At 67.8% G+C, this 25,519-nt stretch carries 23 protein-coding genes; 11 read left to right on the top strand and 12 right to left on the bottom strand.

Annotated elements, in window-relative coordinates:
- Positions 1–21: 21 nt before the first annotated feature.
- The 11 genes from lpxD to rpsB form a co-directional block, all read right to left on the bottom strand.
- Positions 22–1,080, bottom strand: a complete 1,059-nt coding sequence (gene lpxD, locus SK095_RS00185) for a UDP-3-O-(3-hydroxymyristoyl)glucosamine N-acyltransferase (protein WP_320547498.1) — start codon at positions 1,078–1,080, stop codon at positions 22–24.
- Between the two features lie 5 nt (positions 1,081–1,085).
- A complete protein-coding gene (locus SK095_RS00180) occupies positions 1,086–1,589 on the bottom strand; it encodes an OmpH family outer membrane protein (RefSeq protein WP_136489098.1) in 504 nt (167 codons plus the stop codon).
- A 46-nt stretch (positions 1,590–1,635) separates the two neighbouring features.
- Complete coding sequence (gene bamA / locus SK095_RS00175) at positions 1,636–3,981, bottom strand: outer membrane protein assembly factor BamA (protein ID WP_320547497.1); 2,346 nt, start codon at positions 3,979–3,981, stop codon at positions 1,636–1,638.
- Positions 3,982–4,057: 76 nt separating this feature from the next.
- Entirely contained in the window at positions 4,058–5,410 is a 1,353-nt protein-coding gene (gene rseP / locus SK095_RS00170) for a sigma E protease regulator RseP (RefSeq protein WP_320547496.1), read from the bottom strand.
- A gap of 16 nt (positions 5,411–5,426) precedes the next feature.
- Positions 5,427–6,608, bottom strand: coding sequence for a 1-deoxy-D-xylulose-5-phosphate reductoisomerase (gene ispC / locus SK095_RS00165; protein WP_414153864.1), 1,182 nt, complete (start codon positions 6,606–6,608; stop codon positions 5,427–5,429).
- Positions 6,605–7,420, bottom strand: a complete 816-nt coding sequence (locus SK095_RS00160) for a phosphatidate cytidylyltransferase (protein WP_320547495.1) — start codon at positions 7,418–7,420, stop codon at positions 6,605–6,607. The genes ispC and SK095_RS00160 overlap by 4 nt, the downstream gene beginning before the upstream one ends.
- A complete protein-coding gene (uppS, locus tag SK095_RS00155; RefSeq protein WP_136489093.1) occupies positions 7,414–8,175 on the bottom strand; it encodes a polyprenyl diphosphate synthase in 762 nt (253 codons plus the stop codon). Before uppS ends, SK095_RS00160 begins: the two co-directional genes overlap by 7 nt.
- Before the next feature lie 16 nt (positions 8,176–8,191).
- On the bottom strand, positions 8,192–8,749 hold the full coding sequence (frr, locus tag SK095_RS00150) for a ribosome recycling factor (protein WP_136489092.1): 558 nt from the start codon (positions 8,747–8,749) through the stop codon (positions 8,192–8,194).
- A 2-nt stretch (positions 8,750–8,751) separates the two neighbouring features.
- On the bottom strand, positions 8,752–9,486 hold the full coding sequence (pyrH, locus tag SK095_RS00145; RefSeq protein ID WP_201486117.1) for a UMP kinase: 735 nt from the start codon (positions 9,484–9,486) through the stop codon (positions 8,752–8,754).
- A 204-nt stretch (positions 9,487–9,690) separates the two neighbouring features.
- Positions 9,691–10,560, bottom strand: coding sequence for a translation elongation factor Ts (gene tsf, locus SK095_RS00140; protein ID WP_201486116.1), 870 nt, complete (start codon positions 10,558–10,560; stop codon positions 9,691–9,693).
- A 124-nt stretch (positions 10,561–10,684) separates the two neighbouring features.
- Positions 10,685–11,422: a 30S ribosomal protein S2 gene (rpsB, locus tag SK095_RS00135; protein ID WP_201486115.1), complete on the bottom strand. Its 738-nt coding sequence runs from the start codon at positions 11,420–11,422 to the stop codon at positions 10,685–10,687.
- A gap of 254 nt (positions 11,423–11,676) precedes the next feature.
- Between rpsB and map the strand changes: the two genes are divergently transcribed.
- From map to SK095_RS00095, 8 genes are all read left to right on the top strand, one after another.
- Entirely contained in the window at positions 11,677–12,459 is a 783-nt protein-coding gene (gene map, locus SK095_RS00130) for a type I methionyl aminopeptidase (RefSeq protein WP_136489088.1), read from the top strand.
- 35 nt (positions 12,460–12,494) lie between these two features.
- Entirely contained in the window at positions 12,495–15,206 is a 2,712-nt protein-coding gene (locus SK095_RS00125; protein WP_320547494.1) for a [protein-PII] uridylyltransferase, read from the top strand.
- Positions 15,207–15,219: 13 nt separating this feature from the next.
- Positions 15,220–16,422, top strand: coding sequence for a succinyldiaminopimelate transaminase (gene dapC, locus SK095_RS00120; protein ID WP_136489086.1), 1,203 nt, complete (start codon positions 15,220–15,222; stop codon positions 16,420–16,422).
- On the top strand, positions 16,419–16,589 hold the full coding sequence (locus tag SK095_RS00115) for a hypothetical protein (protein WP_168772485.1): 171 nt from the start codon (positions 16,419–16,421) through the stop codon (positions 16,587–16,589). Before dapC ends, SK095_RS00115 begins: the two co-directional genes overlap by 4 nt.
- Positions 16,590–16,602: 13 nt before the next feature.
- Entirely contained in the window at positions 16,603–16,953 is a 351-nt protein-coding gene (locus SK095_RS00110; RefSeq protein WP_136489085.1) for an ArsC family reductase, read from the top strand.
- 36 nt (positions 16,954–16,989) lie between these two features.
- A complete protein-coding gene (gene dapD, locus SK095_RS00105) occupies positions 16,990–18,024 on the top strand; it encodes a 2,3,4,5-tetrahydropyridine-2,6-dicarboxylate N-succinyltransferase (protein ID WP_136489084.1) in 1,035 nt (344 codons plus the stop codon).
- A 96-nt stretch (positions 18,025–18,120) separates the two neighbouring features.
- Positions 18,121–19,326: an aminotransferase class V-fold PLP-dependent enzyme gene (locus tag SK095_RS00100; protein ID WP_136489083.1), complete on the top strand. Its 1,206-nt coding sequence runs from the start codon at positions 18,121–18,123 to the stop codon at positions 19,324–19,326.
- On the top strand, positions 19,323–19,724 hold the full coding sequence (locus SK095_RS00095) for a SufE family protein (protein WP_136489082.1): 402 nt from the start codon (positions 19,323–19,325) through the stop codon (positions 19,722–19,724). The genes SK095_RS00100 and SK095_RS00095 overlap by 4 nt, the downstream gene beginning before the upstream one ends.
- Before the next feature lie 57 nt (positions 19,725–19,781).
- On the opposite strand, the gene tcdA is transcribed toward SK095_RS00095, so the two are convergent.
- On the bottom strand, positions 19,782–20,591 hold the full coding sequence (gene tcdA / locus SK095_RS00090; RefSeq protein ID WP_136489081.1) for a tRNA cyclic N6-threonylcarbamoyladenosine(37) synthase TcdA: 810 nt from the start codon (positions 20,589–20,591) through the stop codon (positions 19,782–19,784).
- Positions 20,592–20,792: 201 nt separating this feature from the next.
- Here tcdA and SK095_RS00085 point away from each other — a divergent pair, with 201 nt between their 5' ends.
- From SK095_RS00085 to SK095_RS00075, 3 genes are all read left to right on the top strand, one after another.
- Positions 20,793–23,381, top strand: a complete 2,589-nt coding sequence (locus SK095_RS00085) for a glycosyltransferase (RefSeq protein ID WP_136489080.1) — start codon at positions 20,793–20,795, stop codon at positions 23,379–23,381.
- Positions 23,382–23,555: 174 nt separating this feature from the next.
- Entirely contained in the window at positions 23,556–24,698 is a 1,143-nt protein-coding gene (gene dapE, locus SK095_RS00080; RefSeq protein ID WP_320547493.1) for a succinyl-diaminopimelate desuccinylase, read from the top strand.
- 2 nt (positions 24,699–24,700) lie between these two features.
- The gene (locus tag SK095_RS00075; protein WP_136489078.1) at positions 24,701–25,504 is read left to right on the top strand and encodes a putative RNA methyltransferase; all 804 of its coding nucleotides are present in this window, start codon (positions 24,701–24,703) and stop codon (positions 25,502–25,504) included.
- Positions 25,505–25,519 lie beyond the last annotated feature (15 nt).

Genomic DNA, 25,519 nt, shown 5'->3' with positions numbered 1-25,519 from the left:
TGGAACACGGGGAGGCGTGCCTCAGGCATCAGATGAGCCATCCCCGCTCCGGGTCACGGCGGCGAGCTGTTTTTCCAGCTGCTGCAGGCGCTTGGCCATGTCGTCAAGGTGACGCAGGCGCGCGGCGCTCTTCTTCCACTCGGCCGCCGGCTGCATCGCCGTGCCCGAGGAATAGGCCCCCGGCTCGGTGATCGAGCGGGTGACCATGGTCATGCCGGTGACGAACACGTGATCGCACACCTCGATGTGACCGACCATGCCGACGCCGCCGGCGATCATGCAGTGCTTGCCGATCCTGGTGCTGCCGGAGATGCCGCAGCAGCCGGCCATGGCAGTGTGATCGCCGATCTGCACGTTGTGGGCGATCATGATCTGGTTGTCGAGCTTGACCCCGTTGCCGATCACCGTGTCGGCCAGGGCGCCACGGTCGATGGTGGTGTTGGCGCCGATCTCGACGTCGTCGCCGATGGTCACGCCACCGATCTGGGCGATCTTGATCCACACGCCCTTGTCGTTGGCGAAGCCGAAGCCCTCGCCGCCGAGCACCGCGCCGGACTGGATGACCACACGCTGACCGATGCGCACGTCGTGGTACAGGGTCACCCGCGGCGCCAGCCAGCCGTCGTCGCCGATCACGCTGCGCGCACCGATCACGCAATGGGCACCGAGGCTCACCCGCGCGCCGATCACCGCGCCGGACTCGATCACCACGCCGGGACCGACCGAGGCGCTCGGATCGACCACGGCATCCGCGGCGACCATGGCCGTCGGGTGGATGCCGGGCACGGCGACCGGCTTGCGGTCGAACAGGTGCGACAGCTGGGCGAAGGCCAGGTAGGGATTGGCCAGCACCAGGGCATTGCCGGCGAAGCCCTCGGCATCGGCCGGAGTCAGCAGCACCGCGCCGGCCTGGCAGGTCGCCAGGTGCTTGCGGTACTGCGCGTTGGCGAGGAAGGTCAGCTGCTGCGGGCCGGCGTCCTGCAGAGCGGCCAGACCGGCGATGGGCAGATCGGCCGGTCCGCGCAGCTCGGCGCCGACGCGCGCGGCCAGCTCGCCAAGGGTATGGACGGAAGCACTCATGGCGATCAGCGCAGCTGGTTCATGCGCTCGATCACCTGCTTGGTGATGTCGAACTGCGGCTTGACTTCCACCACGGCACCGCGCTCCAGCACCAGGTCGTAGTTGCCCTTCTTGATCACTTCCTCGACGGCCTTGTCCAGCTTCGGCTTGAGCTGCTTGAGCATGTCGCGGTCGGCGATGGCCTTGGCCTCGTTCAGCTCCTTGGACTGGAACTGGAAGTCGCGGGCCTTCTGCTTGAACTCGAGTTCCAGACGCTCGCGCTCGCTCTGCGCCATCTTCTCGCCCTCCTTCATCAGGCGGTCCTGGATGCGCTTGGCGTCGCTCTCCAGGGTCTTCAGGCGGTTGAGCTGCGGGCCGAACTTCTTCTCGGCATCGACGGCGTACTTCTTGGCCGCGTCGGATTCGAGCAGGGCCATTTGATAGTTGAGTACCGCCACCTTCATTTCGGCGAAGGCCGGCAGGCTCACCATAGCGGCGGCGAACAGGATTGCTTGGGTCAACTTGCGCACGATGAACTCCTGATACGAATCGGTTGGGTGAAAGGCCCCAACGGGCTTAGAAAGTCTGTCCCAGGGAGAACTGGAATACCTGGGTATCGGAGTTCTCGGGCTCCTTGACCGGCATGCCGAGGCTGAAGCTCAGCGGGCCGAGCGCGGTCAGCCAGGTCAGGCCGACGCCAACCGAGCTGGCCATGTCGCTCAGGCTGATGTCGCAGCCGACCTCGCCGCGCGCCTCCTGGGCGGCGCTGCAGTTGGTGTCGAACACGTTGCCGACGTCCCAGAACAACACGGTGCGCAGGGAGCGCTGGTCCTTGACGAACGGCAGGGGGAACAGCAGTTCGGTACCGCCCTGCACGATGACGTTGCCGCCGAAGGGTTGCGGATCCTGATCCGGATCGGCCGCGGCCGGCGTGCTGCGCGGGCCGAGGCTGCTTTCCTCGAAGCCACGTACCGAACCGAAACCGCCGGCGTAGTAGTGCTCGTAGAACGGCAGCTCGCTGGTCGAGCCGTAGCTGTCGGCATAGCCCAGGCGGCCATGGAAGCGCAGGGCGTAGTCCTTCTTCCACAGCGGGACGAAGACCTGGCCGTTGTAGTCGATGCGGTAGAACGACAGGTCGCTGCCCGGCAGGGTGATCTCGCCGACCAGGCTCTGCGAGTAGCCGCGGCTGGCGAACATGCCGCGGTTGAGGGTCGACTGCGACCAGCCCATCGAGCCCTTGAAGTTGGTGTAGCTGTCGCCTTCGGCCGCGATGAAGTCGTTGATCTCGTCGACCGTGTAGGTACCGGGCTTGATGTCGTCCTGCTGGGCCGACAGCCCGTAGGTCAGGCGCGAGGTCTCGCTGATCGGATAGCCGAGGTTGATGCCGGCACCGAGGCTGTCCACCGAGTAGCTCGACACGTCGACGTCGAGGTCGCTGTAGTCGGTGGTGCGATAGAACATGTTGTAGCCGAGGCTGACGCCGTCCTCGGTCCAGTACGGATCGGTGAAGGCGAAGTTGTAGCGGGTCTGGTACTCGCTGCGGGTCAGGCCGACGTTGACCTTGTTGCCGGTGCCGAGGAAGTTGTTCTGGCTGATCGAGCCGCCAAGGATCAGGCCGGCGCTCTGGGCGAAGCCGACGCTGGCGGTGATCGAGCCGGACGGCTGCTCCTCGACGCTGTAGTTGACGTCGATCTGGTCGTCGGTGCCCGGCACCGGCGGGGTCTCGACGTTGACCTCCTTGAAGTAGCCGAGGCGCTCGAGGCGGGTCTTCGACTGGTCGATCAGGTAGGTCGAGGCCCAGCCGCCTTCCATCTGGCGCATCTCGCGGCGCAGCACCTCGTCCTCGGTCTTGGTGTTGCCGCGGAAGTTGATGCGATTGACGTAGGCGCGCTTGCCCGGGTCGACGGCGAAGGTCAGCGAGACGGTGTTGTCCTCGTCGTGCGGCTCGGGGATGCCGTTGACGTTGGCGAAGGTGTAGCCCTCGTTGCCGAGGCGGCGGGTGATCAGCTCGGAAGTGCTGGTCATCACCTTGCGCGAGAACACCTGGCCTTCCTTGACCAGCAGCAGCTTGCGCACCTCTTCCTCCGGCACACGCAGGTCGCCGGCCAGCTTGACCTCGCGGATCGTGTAGCGCTCGCCCTCGTCGATGTTGACGGTGACGTAGACGTGCTTCTTGTCCGGGGTGATGGACACCTGGGTGGAGGTGATGTCCATATTGATGTAGCCGCGATCCAAGTAGTAGGAACGCAGGCGCTCGAGGTCGCCGGACAGCTTCTCGCGGGAATACTTGTCGTCGTTGCGGAAGAACGACAGCCAGTTGGTGGTGCGCAGCTCGAACAGGCCGGCCAGCTCCTCGCTGGAGAACACCTTGTTGCCGACGATGTTGATGTGCTGGATGGCGGCGACCGAACCCTCGTTGATCTTGATCTTCAGGGCGACCCGGTTGCGCGGCTGGCTGACCACCTCGGTGTCGATGCTCGCCGAGTAGCGGCCCTGCGCCACGTACTGGCGCTGCAGCTCGTTGCGCACGCCCTCGAGGGTCGCCTGCTGGAAGATCTCGCCTTCGGCCAGGCCGGACTGCTTGAGGCCCTTGAGCAGATCATCGGTGGCGATGGCCTTGTTGCCGTCGATCTCGATCGCCGAGATCGACGGGCGCTCGACCACGTCGACCACCAGTACGCCGTCCTCGCGACCGAGGCGGATGTCCTGGAAGAAGCCGGTCTTGAACAGCGAGCGGGTCGCCTCGACCAGGCGGCGGTCATCGACCGCGTCGCCGACGTTGAGCGGCAGGGCGCCGAACACGCTGCCGGCGGATACCCGCTGCAGGCCGTTGACGCGAATGTCGGTGATCGTGAAGGACTCGGCGTGAACCTCGGCGGTGATCAGCGCGGCAATTACCGCCGGTAGCAGCAAGCGTTTCATGAAGTCCTTTCTAACTTTTCAGACTGACTAAAAAGGAACTGCCGCCCCAGGCGGCAGCTCCGCAATGCGTGGCAGGTTACAGCCGGCTGATGTCATTAAACAGGGCGAGAAGCATCAGGCCGACCACCAGGCTGATGCCTATCTGCATGCCGAGCGCCTGCACCCGTTCCGACAGCGGCCGGCCACGGACCCATTCGACCAGATAGAACAGCAGATGCCCGCCATCGAGGACCGGAATCGGCAGCAGGTTGAGCACGCCGAGGCTGATACTCAGGTAGGCGAGGAAGCTCAGGAAATCTCCCACCCCAGACTGGGCCGAAGCGCCGGCCACTTTAGCAATCGTTATCGGGCCGCTCAAGTTTTTTACCGAGAGCTCGCCGAACAGCATCTTGCCGATCGAGTCGAGGGTCAGAAGGCTCATCGACCAGGTCCGCCCGAGGCTTTCGCCCACCGCTTCCAGCGGACCGTGACGGACTTCACGGAGCATCTGCGCCGGCCATTCGCCGCCGCTGACGCCGGCCCCGAGGTAGCCGCTGCGCGCCTTGCCTTCGCCGCGAGCGGCCAGGGTCAGGCTGACGTCCAGCGCCTGGCCATCGCGCTCGACCCGCAGGCTCACCCGCTGCCCCGGGCGCTCGCGCACTCGCTCGACCACCTGCTGCCAATCGTCCAGCGCCACCCCGTCCAGGCTCAGCAGGCGATCGCCCACCTCCAGCCCGGCGGCCTGCGCCGGCCCCTGCGGATCGAGCTGGGCCAGTACCGGCTCGACCCTCGGCGTCCACGGACGGATGCCCAGCGCCGCCAACGGATCGGGATCCTCGGCTCCCCTGAGCCAGCCATCCAGGGCCAGGGTGCGCTCGCTCTGCACGCCGGAGTCCGGCTCCTGCAGACGCAGGCGCAGGCTGCCGCTCTCGCCGAGACGGCGCACCAGCTGCAGGTTGACCTCGCTCCAGCCCTGCACCGCCCGGCCGTCCACCGCCAGCACCTCGGCGCCGGCCATCACCCCGGCCTGCTCCGCCAGGCTGCCCGGCTCGATGCTGCCGATCACCGGGCGCACCTGCTGGCTGCCGAGCATGGCGACCACCCAGAAGAACAGGATGGCGAGCAGGAAGTTGGCCAGCGGTCCGGCGACGACCACGGCGAAGCGCTGGCGTACGCTCTTGCGGTTGAACGCCTGCTCGAGCAGCGCCGCGGGAACCTCGCCCTCGCGCTCGTCGAGCATCTTCACGTAGCCGCCCAGCGGGATGGCGGCAATCACGAACTCGGTGCCGTGGCGGTCATGCCAGCGCAGCAGCGGCGCGCCGAAACCCACCGAGAAGCGCAGCACCTTGATGCCGCAACGCCGCGCCACCCAGAAGTGACCGAATTCGTGGAAGGTGACCAGCACACCCAGGGCGACCAGGGTGCCGACGATCATGTACAACGCGCTCATCGAAAAACCTCCGGACTCAGTGTCCGCAGCGGCCAAGCCAGTCCTGCGCGGCGGCACGCGCCTCGGCATCGGCCTGCAGCACGGCGTCCAGCTCGCGGACGGCAACGGCGGGGATGCGCTCGAGCACCGCCTCGATCATTCGGGCAATGTCGACGAAGCGGATGCGCTCGTCAAGGAAGGCGGCGACCGCCACCTCGTTGGCGGCGTTGAGCAGCGCCGGCGCCGTACCGCCCGCCTCGGCCGCCTGGCGCGCCAGCTTCAGGCAGGGGAAACGCCGCTCGTCCGGCGCCTCGAAGTCGAGGCGGGCGATGGAGAACAGGTCCAGCGGCGCCACCCCGGAGTCGATGCGCCGCGGCCAGGCCAGGGCATGGGCGATGGGCGTGCGCATGTCCGGATTGCCCAGCTGGGCCAGCACCGAACCGTCAACGTAGTCGACCAGCGAATGGATCACGCTCTGCGGATGGACCACCACCTCGACCTGGGCCGGGCGCGCATCGAACAACCAGCAGGCCTCGATCAGCTCCAGCCCCTTGTTCATCATGCTCGCCGAGTCGACCGATATCTTGCGCCCCATCGCCCAGTTGGGATGGGCGCAGGCCTGCTGCGGCGTGGCTTCGGCGATGCGCTCCAGCGGCCAGCAGCGGAACGGCCCGCCGGAGGCGGTGAGCAGGATGCGTCGCACGCCGACCCGCCCCAGGCCCTGGCCGTAGTCGCCGGGCATGCACTGGAAGATGGCGTTGTGTTCGCTGTCGATCGGCAGCAGCTCGGCGCCGTGGGCCTGCACCGCCTGCATGAACAGAGCGCCGGACATCACCAGCGCCTCCTTGTTGGCCAGCAGCACGCGCTTGCCCGCCTGCACCGCGGCCAGGGTCGGCTTGAGCCCGGCGGCACCGACGATGGCGGCCATCACCGCATCCACCTCCGGGTGGGCGGCGACCGCGCACAAGCCCGACTCGCCGACCAGCACCTCGGTATCCCGCCCGGCGCCACGCAGACCATCCTGCAGCACGCGCGCCGCCTCGGCCGTCGGCACCACGGCGAATCGCGGGCGATGCAGCAGGCACAGGCGCTCCAGCTCGGCCAGCCGGCTGAAGCCGGTCAGGGCGAAGACGCGGTAGTCGTGGGGGTGGCGGGCGACGACGTCGAGGGTGGAGAGACCGATGGAACCGGTCGCTCCGAGTACGGTTATCTGCTTCACAGGCTTCCCCAGCCGTGCAGCCAGAGCAGCACGGCGAACATCGGCACCGCCGCCGTCAGGCTGTCGATGCGATCCAGCACGCCGCCGTGGCCGGGCAGCAGGTTGCTGCTGTCCTTGATGCCGGACTGACGCTTGAACATGCTCTCGGTCAGGTCGCCGACCACCGAGATCAGCACCACCAGCGCCGCACCGAGCAGCGCCATCATCAGGTCGCGGGCGTCCCAGTCGCGATACAGGCCGACCAGCAGTGTCAGCAGCAGGCTGCCGGCCAGGCCGCCGTACAGCCCCTCCCAGCTCTTGCCGGGACTGACCTGCACCGCCAGCTTGCGCCGGCCGAAGCGCCGGCCGCTGAAGTAGGCACCGATGTCGGCCGTCCACACCAGCAGCATCACCGCGAGGATCAGGCTGTTGCCCTGCGGCCAGTGCTTGAGCAGCAGCAGGCCCTGCCAGGCCGGCAGCAGGATCAGCAGGCCGATCACCAGGCGCACCGGCAGCGCCTGCCAGGCCCGGCTGCTGGCCGGATAGGCGAGTACCAGGGCGATGGCCGCCAGCCACCAGAGCACCGCCAGGGCCAGCACCGGCCCGGCCAGCGACGGCAACTGGTAGAGGGCCGCCAGCAGCAGGGCGACCACGCCGGCATAGCCCAGGCGCAGCGGCTGCGCCTCGAAGCCGGCGAGACGCGCCCACTCCCAGGCGCCGGCGCAGACCACCAGGCCGATGAACAGGGCGAACCAGCCACCCTGCAGCAGGAAGAAGCCGCCCAGGGCAACGGGCAGCATGATCAGGGCGGTGATGATGCGCTGCTTCAGCATGTGGGCTTCCGTTGTTCCGCCGCCACCTGCTCGCTGGTCTTGCCGAAGCGTCGCTGGCGACAGGAGAAGTCGGCCAGCGCGGCGCGCATGGCATCGTGTTTGAAGTCCGGCCACAGCAGCTCGGAGAAGTACAGCTCGGCGTAAGCCACCTGCCAGAGCAGGAAGTTGCTGATGCGCTGCTCGCCACCGGTGCGGATGCACAGGTCGACCGGCGGCTGGGTGCCGGTGGCCAGGCAGCGCTGCAGCAGATCGGGAGTGATCTCGTCGACGGCGAGGTGACCGGCGGCCACCTCGCGCGCCAGACGCTGCGCCGCCTGGGTGATGTCCCACTGGCCGCCGTAGTTGGCCGCCACCTGCAGCAGCATGCCGCCGCCTTCGGCGGTCAGCGCCTCGGCCTCGGACATGGCCTTCTGCAGTTCGGGCTGGAAGCGCGTGCGCTCGCCGAGGATACGCAGGCGGATGCCGTTGGCCGCCAGCTTCTTGACCTCGCGGCGCAGGGCCATGAGGAACAGCTCCATCAGCGCGCCGACCTCGTCGGCCGGGCGCTGCCAGTTCTCGCTGGAGAAGGCGAACAGGGTCAGCACCTCGACCTTGGCCTCGGCGCACACCTCGATCACCGCGCGCACCGCATCGACGCCGGCCTTGTGCCCGGCCACGCCGGGCATGAAGCGCTTCTTCGCCCAGCGGTTGTTGCCATCCATGATGATGGCAACGTGGCGCGGCGTACCCGCAGGTGCTTGCATCGTCTTGTCCATGACAGTCATCCGGCCGTCAGACGGCCATCAGGTCGGCTTCCTTGGCCTCGAGGGCCTTCTCGACTTCGCCGACGGCCTTGTCGGTGAGCTTCTGCACCTCGTCGGCGGCACGACGCTCGTCGTCCTCGCTGATCTCCTTCTCCTTGACCAGGTCCTTGAGCTGGGCCAGCGCATCGCGGCGGATGTTGCGGATCGCCACGCGGGCGTTCTCCGCCTCGGCGCGCGCCTGCTTGGTATAGCCCTTGCGGGTTTCCTCGGTCAGCGCCGGCATCGGCACACGGATGGTGGTGCCGGCGGTGGCCGGATTGAGCCCCAGGTCGGAGGTCATGATGGCCTTCTCGACGGCCTGGATCATGCTCTTGTCGAACACGGTCAGGGCCAGGGTGCGCGAATCCTCGGCGACCACGTTGGCCACCTGGCGCAGCGGGGTGTCGGCGCCGTAGTAGGACACCATGACGCTGTCCAGGATGCTCGGGTGGGCGCGGCCGGTGCGGATCTTGGCAAAGGCGTGATCCAGCGAATCCAGCGACTTCTTCATGCGCTCCTGCGCGTCCTTCTTGATCTCGTTGATCATTCTCAACCCTCCTCGACCAGGGTGCCTTCGGCTCCCCCGACAACAATGTTAAGCAAGGCTCCGGGCTTGTTCATGTTGAACACCCGCAGCGGCATCTTGTGATCGCGGCACAGGCAGATGGCGGTCAGGTCCATCACGCCCAGCTTGCGATCGAGCACCTCGTCATAGGTCAGGCGCTCGAATTTCTCGGCATTGGGATCCTTGAACGGATCGGCAGTGTACACGCCATCGACCTTGGTGGCCTTCAGCACCAGATCGGCATCGATCTCGATGGCGCGCAGGCAGGCGGCAGAATCGGTGGTAAAGAACGGATTGCCGGTGCCGGCGGAGAAGATCACCACCTCGCCGCTGTTCAGGTGGCGCATGGCCTTGCGGCGATCATAGTGATCGGTGACGCCGACCATGGAGATGGCGGACATCACCAGCGCCGGGATGTTCGAGCGCTCCAGGGCGTCGCGCATGGCCAGCGAGTTCATCACCGTAGCCAGCATGCCCATGTGGTCGCCGGTCACCCGGTCCATGCCGGCCGCGCTCAGCGCCGCGCCGCGGAACAGGTTGCCGCCGCCGATGACCAGACCGACCTGCACGCCGATGCCCACCAGTTGGCCGATCTCCAGGGCCATGCGGTCGAGCACCTTGGGATCGATGCCGAAGTCCTCGCTGCCCATCAGCGCTTCACCGCTGAGCTTGAGCAAAATACGTTTGTAGCGGGCTTGGCGACCACTCAGCTGGGCCATACGAATCTCCTGCGGCAGTGTGATGTTGCGAAAAACCGGCTTTTCGCGCTCCGGCGCGGCTTTGACCGCGGCAGAGTGAACCCGTGCCCTCATGGCACCGAAAAACTGCATCCCTGTCTCTTCCCGGCGGCCGAGCCGCCAGCTTGCAAAGAAAAGGCTGCGCGCGGGAGCGGGCAGCCTCTTCTCGGACGACCTCAGGCCATCTTACTGCTGGGTGGCAGCCACCTGGGCAGCAACTTCGGCAGCGAAGTCGACTTCGGCCTTCTCGATGCCCTCACCCACTTCGAAGCGGACGAAGGAAACGATCTCGGCACCGGCCTTCTTGGCCAGCTCGCCGACCTTGACTTCCGGATCCTTGACGAACGGCTGCTCGACCAGGCTGGCCTCGGCGAGGAACTTGGCGATACGGCCCTTGACCATGTTCTCGACGATGTTTTCCGGCTTGCCGGCGATCTTGTCGGCGTTCAGGGCCAGGAAGATTTCCTTTTCCTTGGCGATGGCTTCCTCGGAAACCTCGGCAGCGCTCAGGAACTGCGGGTTGCTGGCAGCCACGTGCATGGCGATGTCCTTGGCCAGCTCGGGGTTGCCGCCCTTCAGGGTCACCAGCACGCCGATGCGGTGGCCGTGCAGGTAGGCACCGATCACGTCGCCTTCGACGCGGGTCAGGCGACGGATGTTGACGTTCTCGCCGCACTTGGCGACCAGGGCTTCGCGGGCGGACTCGCGGGAGGCGACCAGCGGGGCCACGTCGGTCAGACCGTTGGCGAAGGCTTCTTCCAGGCTCTCGGCGACGAAGCCCTTGAAGTCGTCCTGCAGGGCCAGGAAGTCGGTCTGCGAGTTGACTTCGATGATCACGGCCGCCTTGTTGTCAGCGGCGACCTTGACGGCGATGGAGCCTTCGGCGGCGATGTTGCCGGCCTTCTTGGCGGCCTTGATGGCGCCGGAAGCGCGCATGTCGTCGATGGCCTTCTCGATGTCGCCGTCGGCGGCGACCAGGGCCTTCTTGCACTCCATCATGCCCTGGCCGGTACGCTCGCGCAGTTCCTTGACCAGTGCTGCAGTAATCTCTGCCATGTTGGGAATCCTCTGAAGAGTTGCTAAACCAGTTCGCCCGGCGGGCCGGGCGGCAATTCGGAAGTGGCAAAAAGGGGGCCTAGCCCCCTTTTTGCGCACCGGATAACGCTTGGCGCGCCTGCGCTCAGCCTTCGGCGGCTTCGGAGGAAGCCTCGGCGGCGAACTCTTCGCCGGTGCCGGCCTTGGCCTTGCCGTTCAGCACGGCGTCGGCCATCGAGCCCAGGTACAGCTGCACGGCGCGGATGGCGTCGTCGTTACCCGGAATGATGTAGTCCACGCCTTCCGGGCTGCTGTTGGTATCGACCACGCCGATGACCGGGATGCCCAGCTTGTTGGCTTCGGTGATGGCGATGCGCTCGTGGTCGACGTCGATCACGAACAGCGCGTCCGGCAGACCGCCCATGTCCTTGATACCACCCAGGCTGCGCTCCAGCTTCTCCAGGTCGCGCGAACGCATCAGCGCTTCCTTCTTGGTCAGCTTCTCGAAGGTGCCGTCCTGGGACTGGGTTTCCAGATCGCGCAGACGCTTGATGGAAGCGCGAATGGTCTTGTAGTTGGTCAGCATGCCGCCCAGCCAGCGGTGATCGACGAACGGCATACCGGCGCGGGTAGCTTCTTCGCGGACGATCTTGCCAGCGGAGCGCTTGGTGCCGACGAACAGGATCTTGTTCTTGCCGGCAGCCAGCTTCTCAACGAAGCTCAGGGCTTCGTTGAACATCGGCAGGGTTTTTTCGAGGTTGATGATGTGAATCTTGTTGCGCGCGCCGAAGATGTACTTGCCCATCTTCGGGTTCCAGTAACGGGTCTGGTGACCGAAGTGGCAGCCGGCCTTGAGCATATCGCGCATGTTGACTTGGGACATTTCTATTCCTCGATAAGTCGGGTTGAGCCTCCACGCATCCCAAAATCCAACCCTTGCGGGCACCCAGGATAATTGTGTCGATGCGTGTGTGGTTTCGTTGCCTTTCCGGGACCACCCCGAAAAGCGCGGCGCTTTATACCATACCTGCGCGCTCGGCGAAACCCGTGCGCACGTCCCGCAGCGTGCGCCGGCTCTGTTAGAATGACAGTCTTTCCTGTTTATATAGGCAGGCGCAGCCGCGCCAGAGAGAGCTGATGACCGTCACCATCAAGACCCCCGGGGAAATCGAGAAAATGCGCGTGGCCGGCCGCCTGGCCGCCGAGGTGCTGGAAATGATCGAGCCGCACGTCAAGGCCGGGGTCACCACCGACGAACTCAACCGCCTCTGCCACGACTACATCGTCGACGTGCAGCAGGCCATCCCGGCGCCCCTCAACTACAAGGGCTTCCCCAAGTCGATCTGCACCTCGCTCAACCACGTGGTCTGCCACGGCATCCCCAACGACAAGCCGCTCAAGGATGGCGACATCCTCAACATCGACATCACGGTGATCAAGGACGGCTACTTCGGCGATACCAGCAAGATGTTCATGGTCGGCAAGGTGCCGGAGTGGGCCACCCGCCTGTGCCAGATCACCCAGGAGTGCCTGTACAAGGGCATCTCCGTGGTGCGTCCGGGCGCACGCCTGGGCGACATCGGCGAGATCATCCAGAAGCACGCCGAGAAGAACGGCTACTCGGTGGTGCGCGAGTACTGCGGTCACGGCATCGGCAACGTGTTCCATGAGGAGCCGCAGGTGCTGCACTACGGTCGCGCCGGCACCGGCCTGGAACTGAAGGCCGGGATGACCTTCACCATCGAGCCGATGATCAACCAGGGCCGCCACGAGACCCGCCTGCTCGGCGACGGCTGGACGGCGATCACCAAGGACCGCAAGCTGTCCGCCCAGTACGAGCACACCATCCTGGTGACCGACAGCGGCTGCGAGATCCTCACCCTGCGCAGCGACGACACCATCGCCCGCTGCCTGCCCTGAGCCCCAGCCCCACCCCGATGAATGGAGATCGCCCGATGCCCTCGATGGATGCGGACCTCGAACTGTTCGACCGCGGCCAGTTCCAGGCCGAACTGGCGCTGAAGAGCAGCCCGATTCCCGCCTTCAAGAAGGCCATCCGCAAGGCCTGCGAGGTGCTCGACGGGCGCTTCTCCGCCAACTGCGACATCCGCGCGCTGATCACCGGGCGCGCCTGGTTCGTCGACCAGATCCTCGGCGAGGCCTGGGCGCGCTTCGACTGGGGCGACGACGACGGCGTGGCGCTGGTGGCGGTCGGCGGCTACGGCCGCGGCGAGCTGCACCCGCACTCGGACATCGACCTCCTGATCCTCCTCGACGGCGCCCAGCACGAGCGCCTGCGCGCACCGATCGAGGGCTTCCTCACCCTGCTGTGGGACATCGGCCTGGAGATCGGCCAGAGCGTGCGCTCGGTGGAGGAATGCGCCAGCGAGGCGCGCGCCGACCTGACGGTGATCACCAACCTGATGGAAAGCCGCACCATCGCCGGCCCCGACAGCCTGCGCCAGCGCATGCGCGCCGCCACCGGCACCCAGTACATGTGGCCGGCCCGCGAGTTCTTCCTCGCCAAGCGCGCCGAACAGCGCGCCCGCCACGCCAAGTACAACGACACCGAGTACAACCTCGAGCCCAACGTCAAGGGCTCGCCGGGCGGCCTGCGCGACCTGCAGCACATCCTCTGGGTGACCTGCCGCCAGTACGGCTCCCTGACCCTGGAGACCCTGGTCACCCACGGCCTGCTGACCCAGGGCGAGCACGAACTGCTGAGCGCCGGGCAGACCTTCCTGTGGAAGGTGCGCTACGCCCTGCACATGATCACCGGCCGCGCCGAGGACCGCCTGCTGTTCGACCACCAGCGCCGCCTGGCCGGCCTGTTCGGCTTCGAGACCAGCGACACCAAGCTGGCGGTCGAGCAGTTCATGCAGAAATACTACCGCATGGTGATGGCCACCGCCGAGCTGAGCGACCTGGTCAACCAGATCCTCGAGGAGCTGCTGCTCGAACAGCCCGGGGCCGAGCCGCCGCGCCAGCTCAACGCGCGCTTCCAGGTGCGCGACGGCTTCATCGAGGCGATCCACCCCAACGTGTTCAAGCGCAGCCCCAGCGCGATCCTCGAGGTGTTCGTGCTGATGGCCCAGCACCCGGAGATCCGCGGCGTGCGCTCGCAGACCATCCGCCTGCTGCGCGACCACCGCCACCTGATCGACGACCGCTTCCGCAACGACATCCGCAACACCAGCCTGTTCGTCGAGCTGTTCAAGTCCCACGAGGGCATCCACCGCAACCTGCGGCGGATGAACCGCTACGGCATCCTCGGCCGCTACGTGCCGGAGTTCGGCCACATCATCGGCCAGATGCAGCACGACCTGTTCCACATCTACACGGTCGACGCGCACACCCTCAACCTGATCAAGCACCTGCGCAAGCTCGACCGCCCGGAGCTGGCGGAGAAGTTCCCGCTGGCCAGCGAGCTGATGGCCAAGCTGCCCAAGCCCGAGCTGGTGTACTTCGCCGGGCTGTTCCACGACATCGCCAAGGGCCGCGGCGGCGACCACTCCGAGCTGGGCGCCCAGGACGCGCTGGCCTTCTGCGCCCGCCACCACCTGCCGCCGTGGGACAGCCGGCTGATCGCCTGGCTGGTGAAGAACCACCTGGTGATGTCGACCACCGCGCAGCGCAAGGACATCTCCGACCCGCAGGTGATCAACGACTTCGCGCGCACCGTGGGCGACCAGACCCACCTCGACTACCTGTACGTGCTGACCGTGGCCGACATCAACGCCACCAACCCGACGCTGTGGAACTCCTGGCGCGCCTCGCTGCTGCGCCAGCTGTACGCCGAGACCAAGCGCGCCCTGCGCCGCGGCCTGGAGAACCCGATCGACCGCGAGGAGCGCATCCGCGAGAACCAGCACGCCGCCCTCGACCTGCTGCGCAGCCGCGGCGAGGTCGACAGCGACGCCGCCGAGCAGCTGTGGACCCAACTGGGCGACGACTACTTCCTGCGCCACGGCCCCGAGGACATCGCCTGGCACGCCGAAGCGATCCTCCAGCATCCCCACGACGGCGCGCCGCTGGTGCTGATCAAGGAAACCACCGAACGCGAGTTCGAGGGCGGCACGCAGATCTTCATCTACGCTCCCGACCAGCACGACTTCTTCGCGGTGACCGTGGCGGCCATGGACCAGCTCAACCTGAACATCCAGGACGCGCGCATCCTCACCTCGACCAGCCAGTTCACCCTCGACACCTACGTGGTGCTGGACGCCGACGGCGGCTCGATCGGCGACGACCCGCAGCGCATCGAGGAGATCCGCCAGGGCCTGGTCGACGCGCTGAAGAACCCGCAGGACTACAGCAGCATCATCAAGCGCCGGGTGCCGCGCCAGCTGAAGAGCTTCGGCTTCGCCCCGCAGGTGACCATCCACACCGACGCCCAGCGCCCGCTGAGCATCATCGAGGTGATCGCCCCCGACCGCCCGGGCCTGCTGGCCCGGGTCGGACAGATCTTCCTCGACTTCGATCTGTCGGTGCAGAACGCCAAGATCGCCACCCTCGGCGAGCGCGTGGAGGACGTGTTCTTCGTCACCGACGCCCACAACCAGCCGCTGGCCGACCCGGAGCTCTGCGCCCGCCTGCAGGAATCCCTGGTCCGCCAGCTCTCCGACACCCCGGACAGCCTGACCACGCCGTCGCGCATCCGCTTCTGAACAGGAACCCCTGATGAACCGAGCCCTCGACCTCCTGCAGCCCTATCCGTTCGAAAAGCTGCGCGCGCTGCTGGCCGGCGCCCAGCCGCCGGCTGACAAGAAGCCGATCGCCCTGTCCATCGGCGAACCCAAGCACCGCTCGCCGGAGTTCGTCGCCCAGGCGCTGGCGAGCAACCTCGACCAGCTCGCCACCTACCCGACCACCCTCGGCCTGCCGGCCCTGCGCGAGTCCATCGCCGCCTGGTGCGAGCGCCGCTTCGGCGTGCCGGCCGGCTGGCTGGACGCCGCCCGCCACGTGCTGCCGGTCAACGGCACCCGCGAGGCGCTGTTCGCCTTCACCCAGGCCGTGGTCAACCGCGAGCCGGGCGCCCTGGTGGTCAGCCCCAACCCGTTCTACCAGATCTACGAAGGCGCCACCCTGCTGGCCGGCGCCCAGCCGCACTACCTGCCGTGCCTGGAAGACAACGGCTTCAACCCGGACTTCGACGCCGTGCCGGCCGAGGTCTGGCAGCGCTGCCAGATCCTGTTCATCTGCTCGCCGGGCAACCCCACCGGCGCCCTGGTGCCCATGGACACCCTGAAGCAGCTGATCGCCCTGGCCGACGAGAACGACTTCGTGATCGCCGCCGACGAGTGCTACAGCGAGCTGTACTTCGACGAGGACAACCCGCCGCCCGGCCTGCTCACCGCCTGCGCCGAACTGGGCCGCCAGGACTTCAAGCGCTGCGTGGTGTTCCACAGCCTGTCCAAGCGCTCCAACCTGCCGGGCCTGCGCTCGGGCTTCGTCGCCGGCGACGCCGAGATCCTCAAGCCGTTCCTGCTCTATCGCACCTACCACGGCTGCGCCATGCCGGTGCAGACCCAGCTGGCCAGCATCGCCGCGTGGAACGACGAGGAGCACGTGCGCGCCAACCGCGACCTGTACCGCGCCAAGTTCGCCGCGGTGCTGGAAGTACTTGACGGCGTGCTCGACGTGCAGCGCCCGGACGGCGGCTTCTACCTGTGGGCCAGGACCCCGGTGGCCGACACCACCTTCACCCGCGATCTGTTCGAGCGCGAGCACGTCACCGTGGTGCCCGGCTCCTACCTGTCGCGCGAAGTGGACGGCGTCAACCCGGGCGCCAACCGCGTGCGCATGGCGCTGGTCGCCCCGCTGGCCGAGTGCGTCGAGGCCGCCCGGCGCATCCGCGCCTACCTGGAGTCTCGCCAGGGATGATGGACAATCCGCTCAACGTGATGACCGCGCTGATCGCCGCCGGCATGCTGCTGCTCTGCGTCGGCTACACCCGCCGCGACAGCGATGCCGGCGTGGCCGTGCTGGCCACCGGCGTGCTGGTGATGCTGTCGTCGCTGTTCTACCGCCTGTACCTGGCCTTCGCCTGACCCGGAGCCCGCCATGACCGAACTGTGCCTGTACGGCATCAAGGCCTGCGACACCATGAAGAAGGCCCGCACCTGGCTCGACGAGCAGGGCGTCGCCTATCGCTTCCACGACTACAAGGCCGCCGGCATCGACCGCGCCAGCCTGGAAAGGTGGTGCGCCGAGCACGGCTGGGACAAGGTCCTCAACCGCGCCGGCACCACCTTCCGCAAGCTCGCCGACGAGCAGAAGGCCGATCTCGACCAGAACCGCGCCATCGAGCTGATGCTGGCGCAGCCGTCGATGATCAAGCGCCCGGTGCTCGACCTCGGCGACCGTACCCTGCTCGGCTTCAAGCCGGAACTCTACGCCGCCGCGCTCGCCTGAGCCGGCCGCCCGCAACTCTCGAAAGGAAACATCCGCATGTCGCAGAATCTCTACAGCATCGCCTTCGGCGTCGGCACCCAGAACCGCCAGGGCGCCTGGCTGGAAGTCTTCTACGCCCAGCCGCTGCTGGCTCCGGCCGCCGAACTGGTCGCCGCGACCACCGCCACCCTCGGCTACGAAGGCGGCAACCAGACCATCGCCATGACCAACCACCAGGCCCACGACCTGGCCGGCGCACTCAAGGGCATCGACGCTACCCAGGCCGCCCTGCTGACCCGCCTGGCCGAGAGCCGCAAGCCGCTGGTCGCTGTGCTGCTGGCCGAGGATGCCGCCCCGGCGACCACCCCGGAGGCCTACCTCAAGCTGCACCTGCTGTCCCACCGCCTGGTCAAGCCGCACGGTACCAGCCTGGCCGGCATCTTCCCGCTGCTGCCCAACGTGGCCTGGACCAACGAGGGCGCCGTCGACCTGGCCGAGCTGGCCGAGCGCCAGCTGGAAGCGCGCCTGAAGGGCGAGCTGCTGGAAGTGTTCTCGGTGGACAAGTTCCCGAAGATGACCGACTACGTGGTACCGAGCGGCGTACGCATCGCCGATACCGCCCGCGTGCGCCTGGGTGCCTACATCGGCGAAGGCACCACCATCATGCACGAGGGCTTCGTCAACTTTAACGCCGGCACCGCCGGCCCGGGCATGATCGAAGGCCGCGTCTCCGCCGGCGTGTTCGTCGGCAAGGGCTCGGACCTGGGCGGCGGCTGCTCGACCATGGGCACCCTGTCCGGCGGCGGCAACATCGTCATCTCCGTGGGCGAAGGCTGCCTGATCGGCGCCAACGCCGGCATCGGCATCCCGCTGGGCGACCGCTGCACCGTGGAGTCCGGCCTGTACATCACCGCCGGCACCAAGGTCGCCGTGCTCGACGAGCAGAACCAGCTGGTGGAAGTGGTCAAGGCGCGCGATATCGCCGGGCAGAACGACCTGCTGCTGCGCCGCAACTCGCAGACCGGCGCGGTCGAGTGCAAGACCAACAAGACCGCGATCGAGCTCAACGAGATGCTGCACGCGCACAACTAAGCAGCTCGCCGTAGGGTGCGCCGTGCGCACCAGCCAGCCACCGCCATGCGGTGCGCGTGGCGCACCCTACCGGGACCGCCCCTGACAGGAGCCACCATGTCCCTGCCTTCTCCCTGGCGTGCCGACTTCCCGGCCTTCGCCGCCTTCACCGCCAGCGCCCAGACCTACCTCGACAGCGCCGCCACCGCGCAGAAGCCGCAGGCCGTGCTGGATGCCCTGCTCGACCACTACGCCGGCGGCGCCGCCAACGTGCACCGCGCCCAGCACGCCCCGGGCGAGCGGGCCACCCTGGCCTTCGAGGGCGCCCGCAGCAAGGTCGCCCAGTGGCTGAACGCGCAGAGCACGGACGAAATCGTCTTCACCCGCGGCACCACCGAAGGTATCAACCTGCTGGCCTACGGCCTCGAGCACCTGTTCACGGCCGGTGACGAGATCGCCGTCAGCGCCCTCGAGCACCACGCCAACCTGCTGCCCTGGCAGCAACTGGCGCTGCGCCGCAACCTGAAACTGGTGGTGCTGCCGCTGGATGGCGCCGGCGACGTCGACCTGGAGCAGGCCGCCACCCTGATCGGCCCGCGCACCCGCCTGCTGGCGGTCAGCCAACTGTCCAACGTGCTCGGCCGCTGGCAGCCGCTGGAGCGCCTGCTGGCCCTGGCCCGCGCCCAGGACGCCCTGACCGTGGTCGACGGCGCCCAGGGCGTGGTCCACGGCCGCCACGACGTGCAGGCGCTGGGCTGCGACTTCTACCTGTTCTCCGGGCACAAGCTGTACGCCCCGGACGGCATCGGCGTGCTCTACGGCCGCCGCCGCGCCCTCGCCCGCCTGCAGCACTGGCAGTTCGGCGGCGAGATGGTGCAGTTCGCCGACTACCACGAAGCCCACTTCCGTGCGCCGCCGCTGGGCTTCGAGGCCGGCACCCCGCCGATCGCCGCCGCCATCGGCCTGGGCGCCGCGCTCGACTACCTGAACGCCCAGGACGAGCGGGCCATCGCCACCCACGAAGCCACCCTGCACCAGCGCCTGCTCAAGGGCCTGCGCCGCTTCGACGGCCTGCACCTGCTCAGCGAGCCGCACACCGCGCTGGCCAGCTTCGTGGTCGAGGGCGTGCACAACGCCGACCTCTCGCACCTGCTCGGCGAGCAGGGCATCGCCGTGCGCGCCGGCCAGCACTGCGCCATGCCGCTGCTGCGTCGCCTCGGCATGCCCGGCGCGGTGCGCGTGTCGCTCGGCCTGTACAGCGAGGGCGACGATCTGGAGCGCTTCTTCGCCGCCCTAAACCACGCCCTGGAGCTGCTGCGATGAACCTGCCCCTGGCCGCCCGCGAGGCGCTGGACGCCTTCGCCGTCTGCCCCGGCTGGGAGCAGCGCGCGCGCCTGCTGATGCAGTGGGGCGAACGCCTGGAGCCGCTGAGCGAAGAGGAACGCTGCGAGAGCAACCGCGTGCACGGCTGCGAAAGCACGGTGTGGCTGGTACCCGGCCATGACGGTGAACGCCTACAGATACGCGCCAGCAGCGACGCGCGCCTGCTGCGCGGCCTGCTGGCCCTGCTGCTGCTGCGGGTCAACGGCCTCACCGCCGCCGAGCTGGCCGAGGTGGACGTGGCCGACTGGTTCAATCGGCTCGGCCTGGCGCGCCAGCTGTCGCCCTCGCGCAGCAACGGGCTGAATGCGGTGCTCACGCGGATCCGCCAACTGGCGTAGGGTGCGCCGCGCGCACCGTCCTTCACCGCCCGGGTTCGATGGTGCGCATGGCGCACCCTACTCGGCTGCCTTACGCTCCGCCGGGCGGCGCGCACCGGCCACCAGCTTGTCGACCAGCCTCGCCGCGGCGACCAGGCCGAAGGTGGCGGTGACCATCATCACCGCACCGAAGCCGCCGGCGCAGTCCAGGCGCACGCCCTCGCCGACGAAACCCTTGGCCTGGCATACGCTGCCGTCCGGCTTGGGGTAGCGCAGCTGTTCGCTGGAGAACACGCAGGGCACGCTGTAGGTGCGTCCCGGCGTGCGCGAGAAGTTGTAGTCGCGGCGCAGGGTCGAGCGCACCTTGGCCGCCAGCGGATCGTTGAAGGTCTTGTTGAGGTCGGCGACCTGGATCTGCGTCGGGTCGATCTGCCCGCCGGCGCCGCCGGTGGTGACGATCTGGATCTTGCGCCGTTTGCACCAGGCGATCAGCGCCGCCTTGGCCGCCACGCTGTCGATGCAGTCGATCACCCCGTCGAGCTGCTCGGTGATGTACTCGGCCATGGTCTCACGGGTGACGAAGTCGGCCACCGCGTGCACCGTGCAGTCCGGATTGATGGCACGGATGCGCTCGGCCATCGCCTCGACCTTGGCCCGGCCGATGTTGCCGGCGTGGGCGTGGATCTGCCGGTTGGTGTTGGTCACGCAGACGTCGTCGAGGTCGAACAGCGAGATCTCGCCCACCCCGCTGCGCGCCAGCGCCTCGGCGGCCCAGGAACCCACGCCGCCGATGCCGACCACCGCCACATGAGCCGCGGCCAGGCGCTCGAGGCCAAGGCGGCCGTACAGGCGGGCAATGCCGCCAAAACGCTGCTCGTCGATCTGCATGACACCCCCGGAAAAATGCGTGGCGCATTATAAGTTCGTCACTCCGCCGGCGCCCAGCGAACCGGCGTGCGATAACGCTGTCATATTGGCAGTACGGACGCCGGCACCGCCCCTGTACAGCCCACGGGGCACAGAGTAGGATGCGCGCGCGTCGGTGTCCGCCGGCCTTTCCCCTGTTCCTCTTCCTGGAACCCTGCATACATGTCTGCTCGCAAATTGGGTCTCAACCTGGTCATGGTCGTGGCCGTGGCTTCCCTGTTCACCGGCCTGTGGGCCTGGTTCAACCAACCACTGCAAGCCCCGGACTGGCCCGACCAGATCTCCGGCTTCTCCTACGCCCCGTTCCGCCTGCACCAGAACCCGCAGGAGAACACCTATCCGAGCGAGGACGAGGTCCGCGCCGACCTCGAGCTGCTGAGCAGTCAGACCGACAACATCCGTACCTACTCGGTCGACGGCATACAGGCCGAGATCCCGCGCCTGGCCGAGGAGGCCGGCCTGCGCGTGACCCTGGGGATCTGGCTGAGCAACGACGAGGCGGCCAACGAGTCGCAGATCGAGCGCGGCATCGAGATCGCCAAGCGCGAGCGCAGCGTGGTGCGCGTGGTGGTCGGCAACGAGGCCCTGTTCCGCGAGGAAGTCACCCCCGAACAGCTGATCGGCTACCTCGACCGGGTGCGCGGCGCGCTCAAGGTGCCGGTGACCACCGCCGAGCAGTGGCACATCTGGCAGAAGTACCCGGAGCTGGCCAAGCACGTCGACCTGATCGCCGCCCACGTGCTGCCCTACTGGGAGTTCGTGCCGCAGGAGGACTCGGTCGATTTCGTCCTCGAGCGCGCCCGCGAACTGAAGAAGATGTTCCCGAAGAAGCCGCTGCTGCTGGGCGAGGTCGGCTGGCCAAGCAACGGCCGCACCCGCGGTGGCGCCCAGGCCACCCAGGCCGACCAGGCCATCTACCTGCGCACCCTGGTCAACAAGCTGAACGCCAAAGGCTACAACTACTTCGTCATCGAGGCCTTCGACCAGCCGTGGAAGGCTGGCGACGAAGGCTCGGTGGGCGCCTACTGGGGCGTCTACAACGCCGAGCGCCAGCCCAAGTTCCCGTTCGCCGGCCCGGTGGTGGAAATCCCCCAGTGGCGCCTGCTGGCCACCGCCTCGGGCGTGCTCGCCCTGCTCGCCCTCGCCCTGCTGCTGATCGACGGCAGCGCCCTGCGCCAGCGCGGCCGCACCTTCCTGACCATAGTCGCGTTCCTCGCCGCCACCATGCTGGTGTGGATCGCCTACGACTACAGCCAGCAGTACAGCAACTGGTTCAGCACCCTGGTCGGCATCCTGCTGGCCATCGGCGCCCTCGGCGTGATGATCGTGCTGCTCACCGAAGCCCACGAGCTGGCCGAAACCGTGTGGAAGCACCAGCGCGTGCGGCCCTTCCCGCCGGTCACCGACGAGCATGCCTACCGGCCCAAGGTGTCGATCCACGTGCCCTGCTACAACGAGCCGCCGGAGATGGTCAAGCAGACCCTCAACGCGCTGGCGCGCCTCGACTACCCGGACTTCGAGGTCCTGGTGATCGACAACAACACCAAGGACCCGGCGGTCTGGGAGCCGGTGCAGGCCCACTGCGAAACCCTCGGCCCGCGCTTCCGCTTCTTCCACGTCGCGCCCCTGGCCGGCTTCAAGGGCGGCGCGCTCAACTACATCCTCGGCCATACCGCGCCCGACGCCGAGGTGATCGCGGTGATCGACTCCGACTACTGCGTCGAGCCCGACTGGCTCAAGCACATGGTCCCGCACTTCGCCGATCCGGAGATCGCCGTGGTGCAGTCGCCGCAGGACTACCGCGACCAGAACGAATCGCTGTTCAAGAAGCTGTGCTACGCCGAGTACAAGGGCTTCTTCCACATCGGCATGGTGACCCGCAACGACCGCGACGCGATCATCCAGCATGGCACCATGACCATGACCCGCCGCAGCGTGCTCGACGAACTCGGCTGGGCCGACTGGTGCATCACCGAGGACGCCGAGCTGGGCCTGCGCGTGTTCGAGAAGGGCCTGTCGGCCGCCTACTCCGAGCAGAGCTACGGCAAGGGCCTGATGCCCGACACCTTCATCGACTTCAAGAAGCAGCGCTTCCGCTGGGCCTATGGCGCCATCCAGATCATGAAGCGGCACATGGCCAGCCTGTTCTTCGGCAAGGACAGCGAACTGACCCGCGGCCAGCGCTACCACTTCATCGCCGGCTGGTTGCCGTGGATCGCCGACGGCCTGAACATCTTCTTCACCATCGGCGCCCTGTTGTGGTCGGCGGCGATGATCATCGTGCCGCACCGGGTCGACCCGCCGCTGATGATCTTCGCCATCCCGCCGCTGGCACTGTTCATGTTCAAGCTGGGCAAGATCCTGTTCCTCTACCGCCGCGCGGTCGGCGTGAACATGAAGGACGCCTGCGCCGCCGCGGTGGCCGGCCTCGCGCTGTCGCACACCATCGCCAAGGCGGTGCTGTTCGGCTTCGTCACCAGCAGCATCCCGTTCTTCCGCACGCCGAAGATGCGCAGCAACCACGGCCTGCTGCTGGCCCTGGCGGAAGCGCGCGAGGAGGTGTTCGTCATGCTGCTGCTGTGGGCGGCGGCCCTCGGCATCTCGCTGACCCAGCCGCTGCCGGGCGTCGACGTGTTCTTCTGGGTCACCGTGCTGCTGGTGCAGTCGCTGCCCTACCTGGCCGCCCTGGTCATGGCCCTGCTGTCCTCGCTGCCCAGGCCCGAGCCGCGCGCCGACGAGGTGCCGGCCTGACATCCCTGGAGGCCGGCATGGGGCAGACTCATTCGCCCATGCCGGCCTCCAGGCGAATGAACTCGCCCCTGCGAGCAGCACGGCCCCCGGCCTTCCCCGACAACGGCGCTCAGAAATGGCGCCGTTTTCCTTTACCATAGGCGCTTTCGATCTTTCGCCGTTTGCGGAGCCTGCATGACCACCCTCTCCCCCACCCTCGAACTGGCCTGCGAGCTGATTCGCCGCGCCTCCGTCACCCCGCTGGACGAAGGCTGCCAGCAGCTGATGATGGCGCGCCTGGCCGCCTGCGGCTTCGCCGTGGAGCCGATGCGCATCGAGGAAGTGGACAACTTCTGGGCCCGCCGCGGCGGCGAGGGCCCGGTGCTGTGCTTCGCCGGCCACACCGACGTGGTGCCGACCGGTCCGCTGGAAGCCTGGCAGCATGCGCCGTTCGCCGCCTTCGTCGACGAAGCCGGCATGCTCTGCGGCCGCGGCGCGGCCGACATGAAGGGCAGCCTGGCGGCGATGATCGTCGCCGTCGAGCGCTTCGTCGCCGACCACCCGCAGCACAAGGGCGCCATCGCCTTCCTGATCACCAGCGACGAGGAAGGCCCGGCGCAGCACGGCACCCAGGCGGTGGTCGAGCGCCTGGCCGCACGCCGCGAGCGCCTCGACTGGTGCATCGTCGGCGAGCCGTCGAGCACCTCGCAGGTCGGCGACATCGTCAAGAACGGCCGCCGCGGCTCGCTCAACGGCAAGCTGCGCATCCAGGGCGTGCAGGGCCACGTCGCCTACCCGCACCTGGCGCAGAACCCCATCCACCTGGTCGCCCCGGCGCTCGCCGAACTGGCAGCCGAGCACTGGGACGCCGGCAACGCCTTCTTCCCGCCGACCAGCTTCCAGATCTCCAACATCCATTCCGGCACCGGCACCACCAACGTCATCCCCGGCGAACTGACCGCGCTGTTCAACTTCCGCTTCTCCACCGAGTCCACGGTGGACGGCCTGCAGAAGCGCGTCGCGGCGATCCTCGACAAGCACGGCCTGCAGTGGCAGGTCGACTGGTCGCTGTCCGGCCTGCCGTTCCTCACCGAGCCGGGCGCCCTGCTCGACGCGGTGTCGGCCAGCATCAAGGCGGTCACCGGCCGCGACACCACCGCCTCGACCACCGGCGGCACCTCGGACGGCCGCTTCATCGCCACCCTCGGCACCCAGGTGGTCGAGCTCGGCCCGGTCAACGCCACCATCCACCAGGTCAACGAGCGGGTACTGGCCAGCGATCTGGACCTGCTCACCGAGATCTACTACCAGACGCTGGTGCGTCTGCTGGCGGCCTGACCATGCTGATCTGCCCGATCTGCAGCGGCGCGCTGCACAGCCACGACAACGGCGTGCAGTGCAGCCAAGGCCACCGCTTCGACCGCGCCCGCCAGGGCTACCTGAACCTGCTGCCCGTGCAGCACAAGAAGAGCCTCGACCCGGGCGACAACGCCGCCATGGTCGAGGCGCGCCGGCGCTTCCTCGGCGCCGGCCACTACGCGCCGCTGGCCGCGCGCCTGGCCGAGCTGGCCAGCGCACGCGCGCCGGCGCGCTGGATCGACATCGGCTGCGGCGAGGGCTACTACACCGCGCAGCTGGCCGAGGCCCTGCCGCAGGCGGACGGCTACGCCCTGGACATCTCCCGCGAGGCGGTCAAGCGCGCCTGCAAGCGCGCGCCGCAGCTGACCTGGATGGTCGCCAGCATGGCCCGCGTGCCGCTGGCCACCGGCTCCTGCGGCCTGCTGGCCAGCGTGTTCAGCCCGATCGACTGGCACGAGGCGGCGCGCCTGTTGCGCCCCGGCGGCGGCATCCTGCGCCTGGGCCCGGCGCGCATGCACCTCTTTGAGCTGCGCCAGAAGCTCTACGACGAGGTGCGCGACTACGTCGACGACAAGCACCTGGCCGACCTGCCAGAGACCCTGAAGCTGGCCGACACCCAGACCCTGGAGTTCCGCCTGGACCTGGACAGCTTCGACGCGCGCAGCGACCTGCTGGCGATGACCCCGCACGGCTGGCGGGTCAACGCCGAGCGCCGCGAGCGCATCCTCGCCGAGCCGTTCACGGTGACCGTCTCGGTGCGCTACGACTGGATCGAGCGCCAGTAACCGGCCACGCTTTGC

Origin of the sequence: Pseudomonas sp. AN-1, assembly GCF_034057115.1 — a bacterium.
Classification (GTDB): domain Bacteria; phylum Pseudomonadota; class Gammaproteobacteria; order Pseudomonadales; family Pseudomonadaceae; genus Geopseudomonas.
This window is presented reverse-complemented; position numbering and strand designations above follow the sequence as displayed.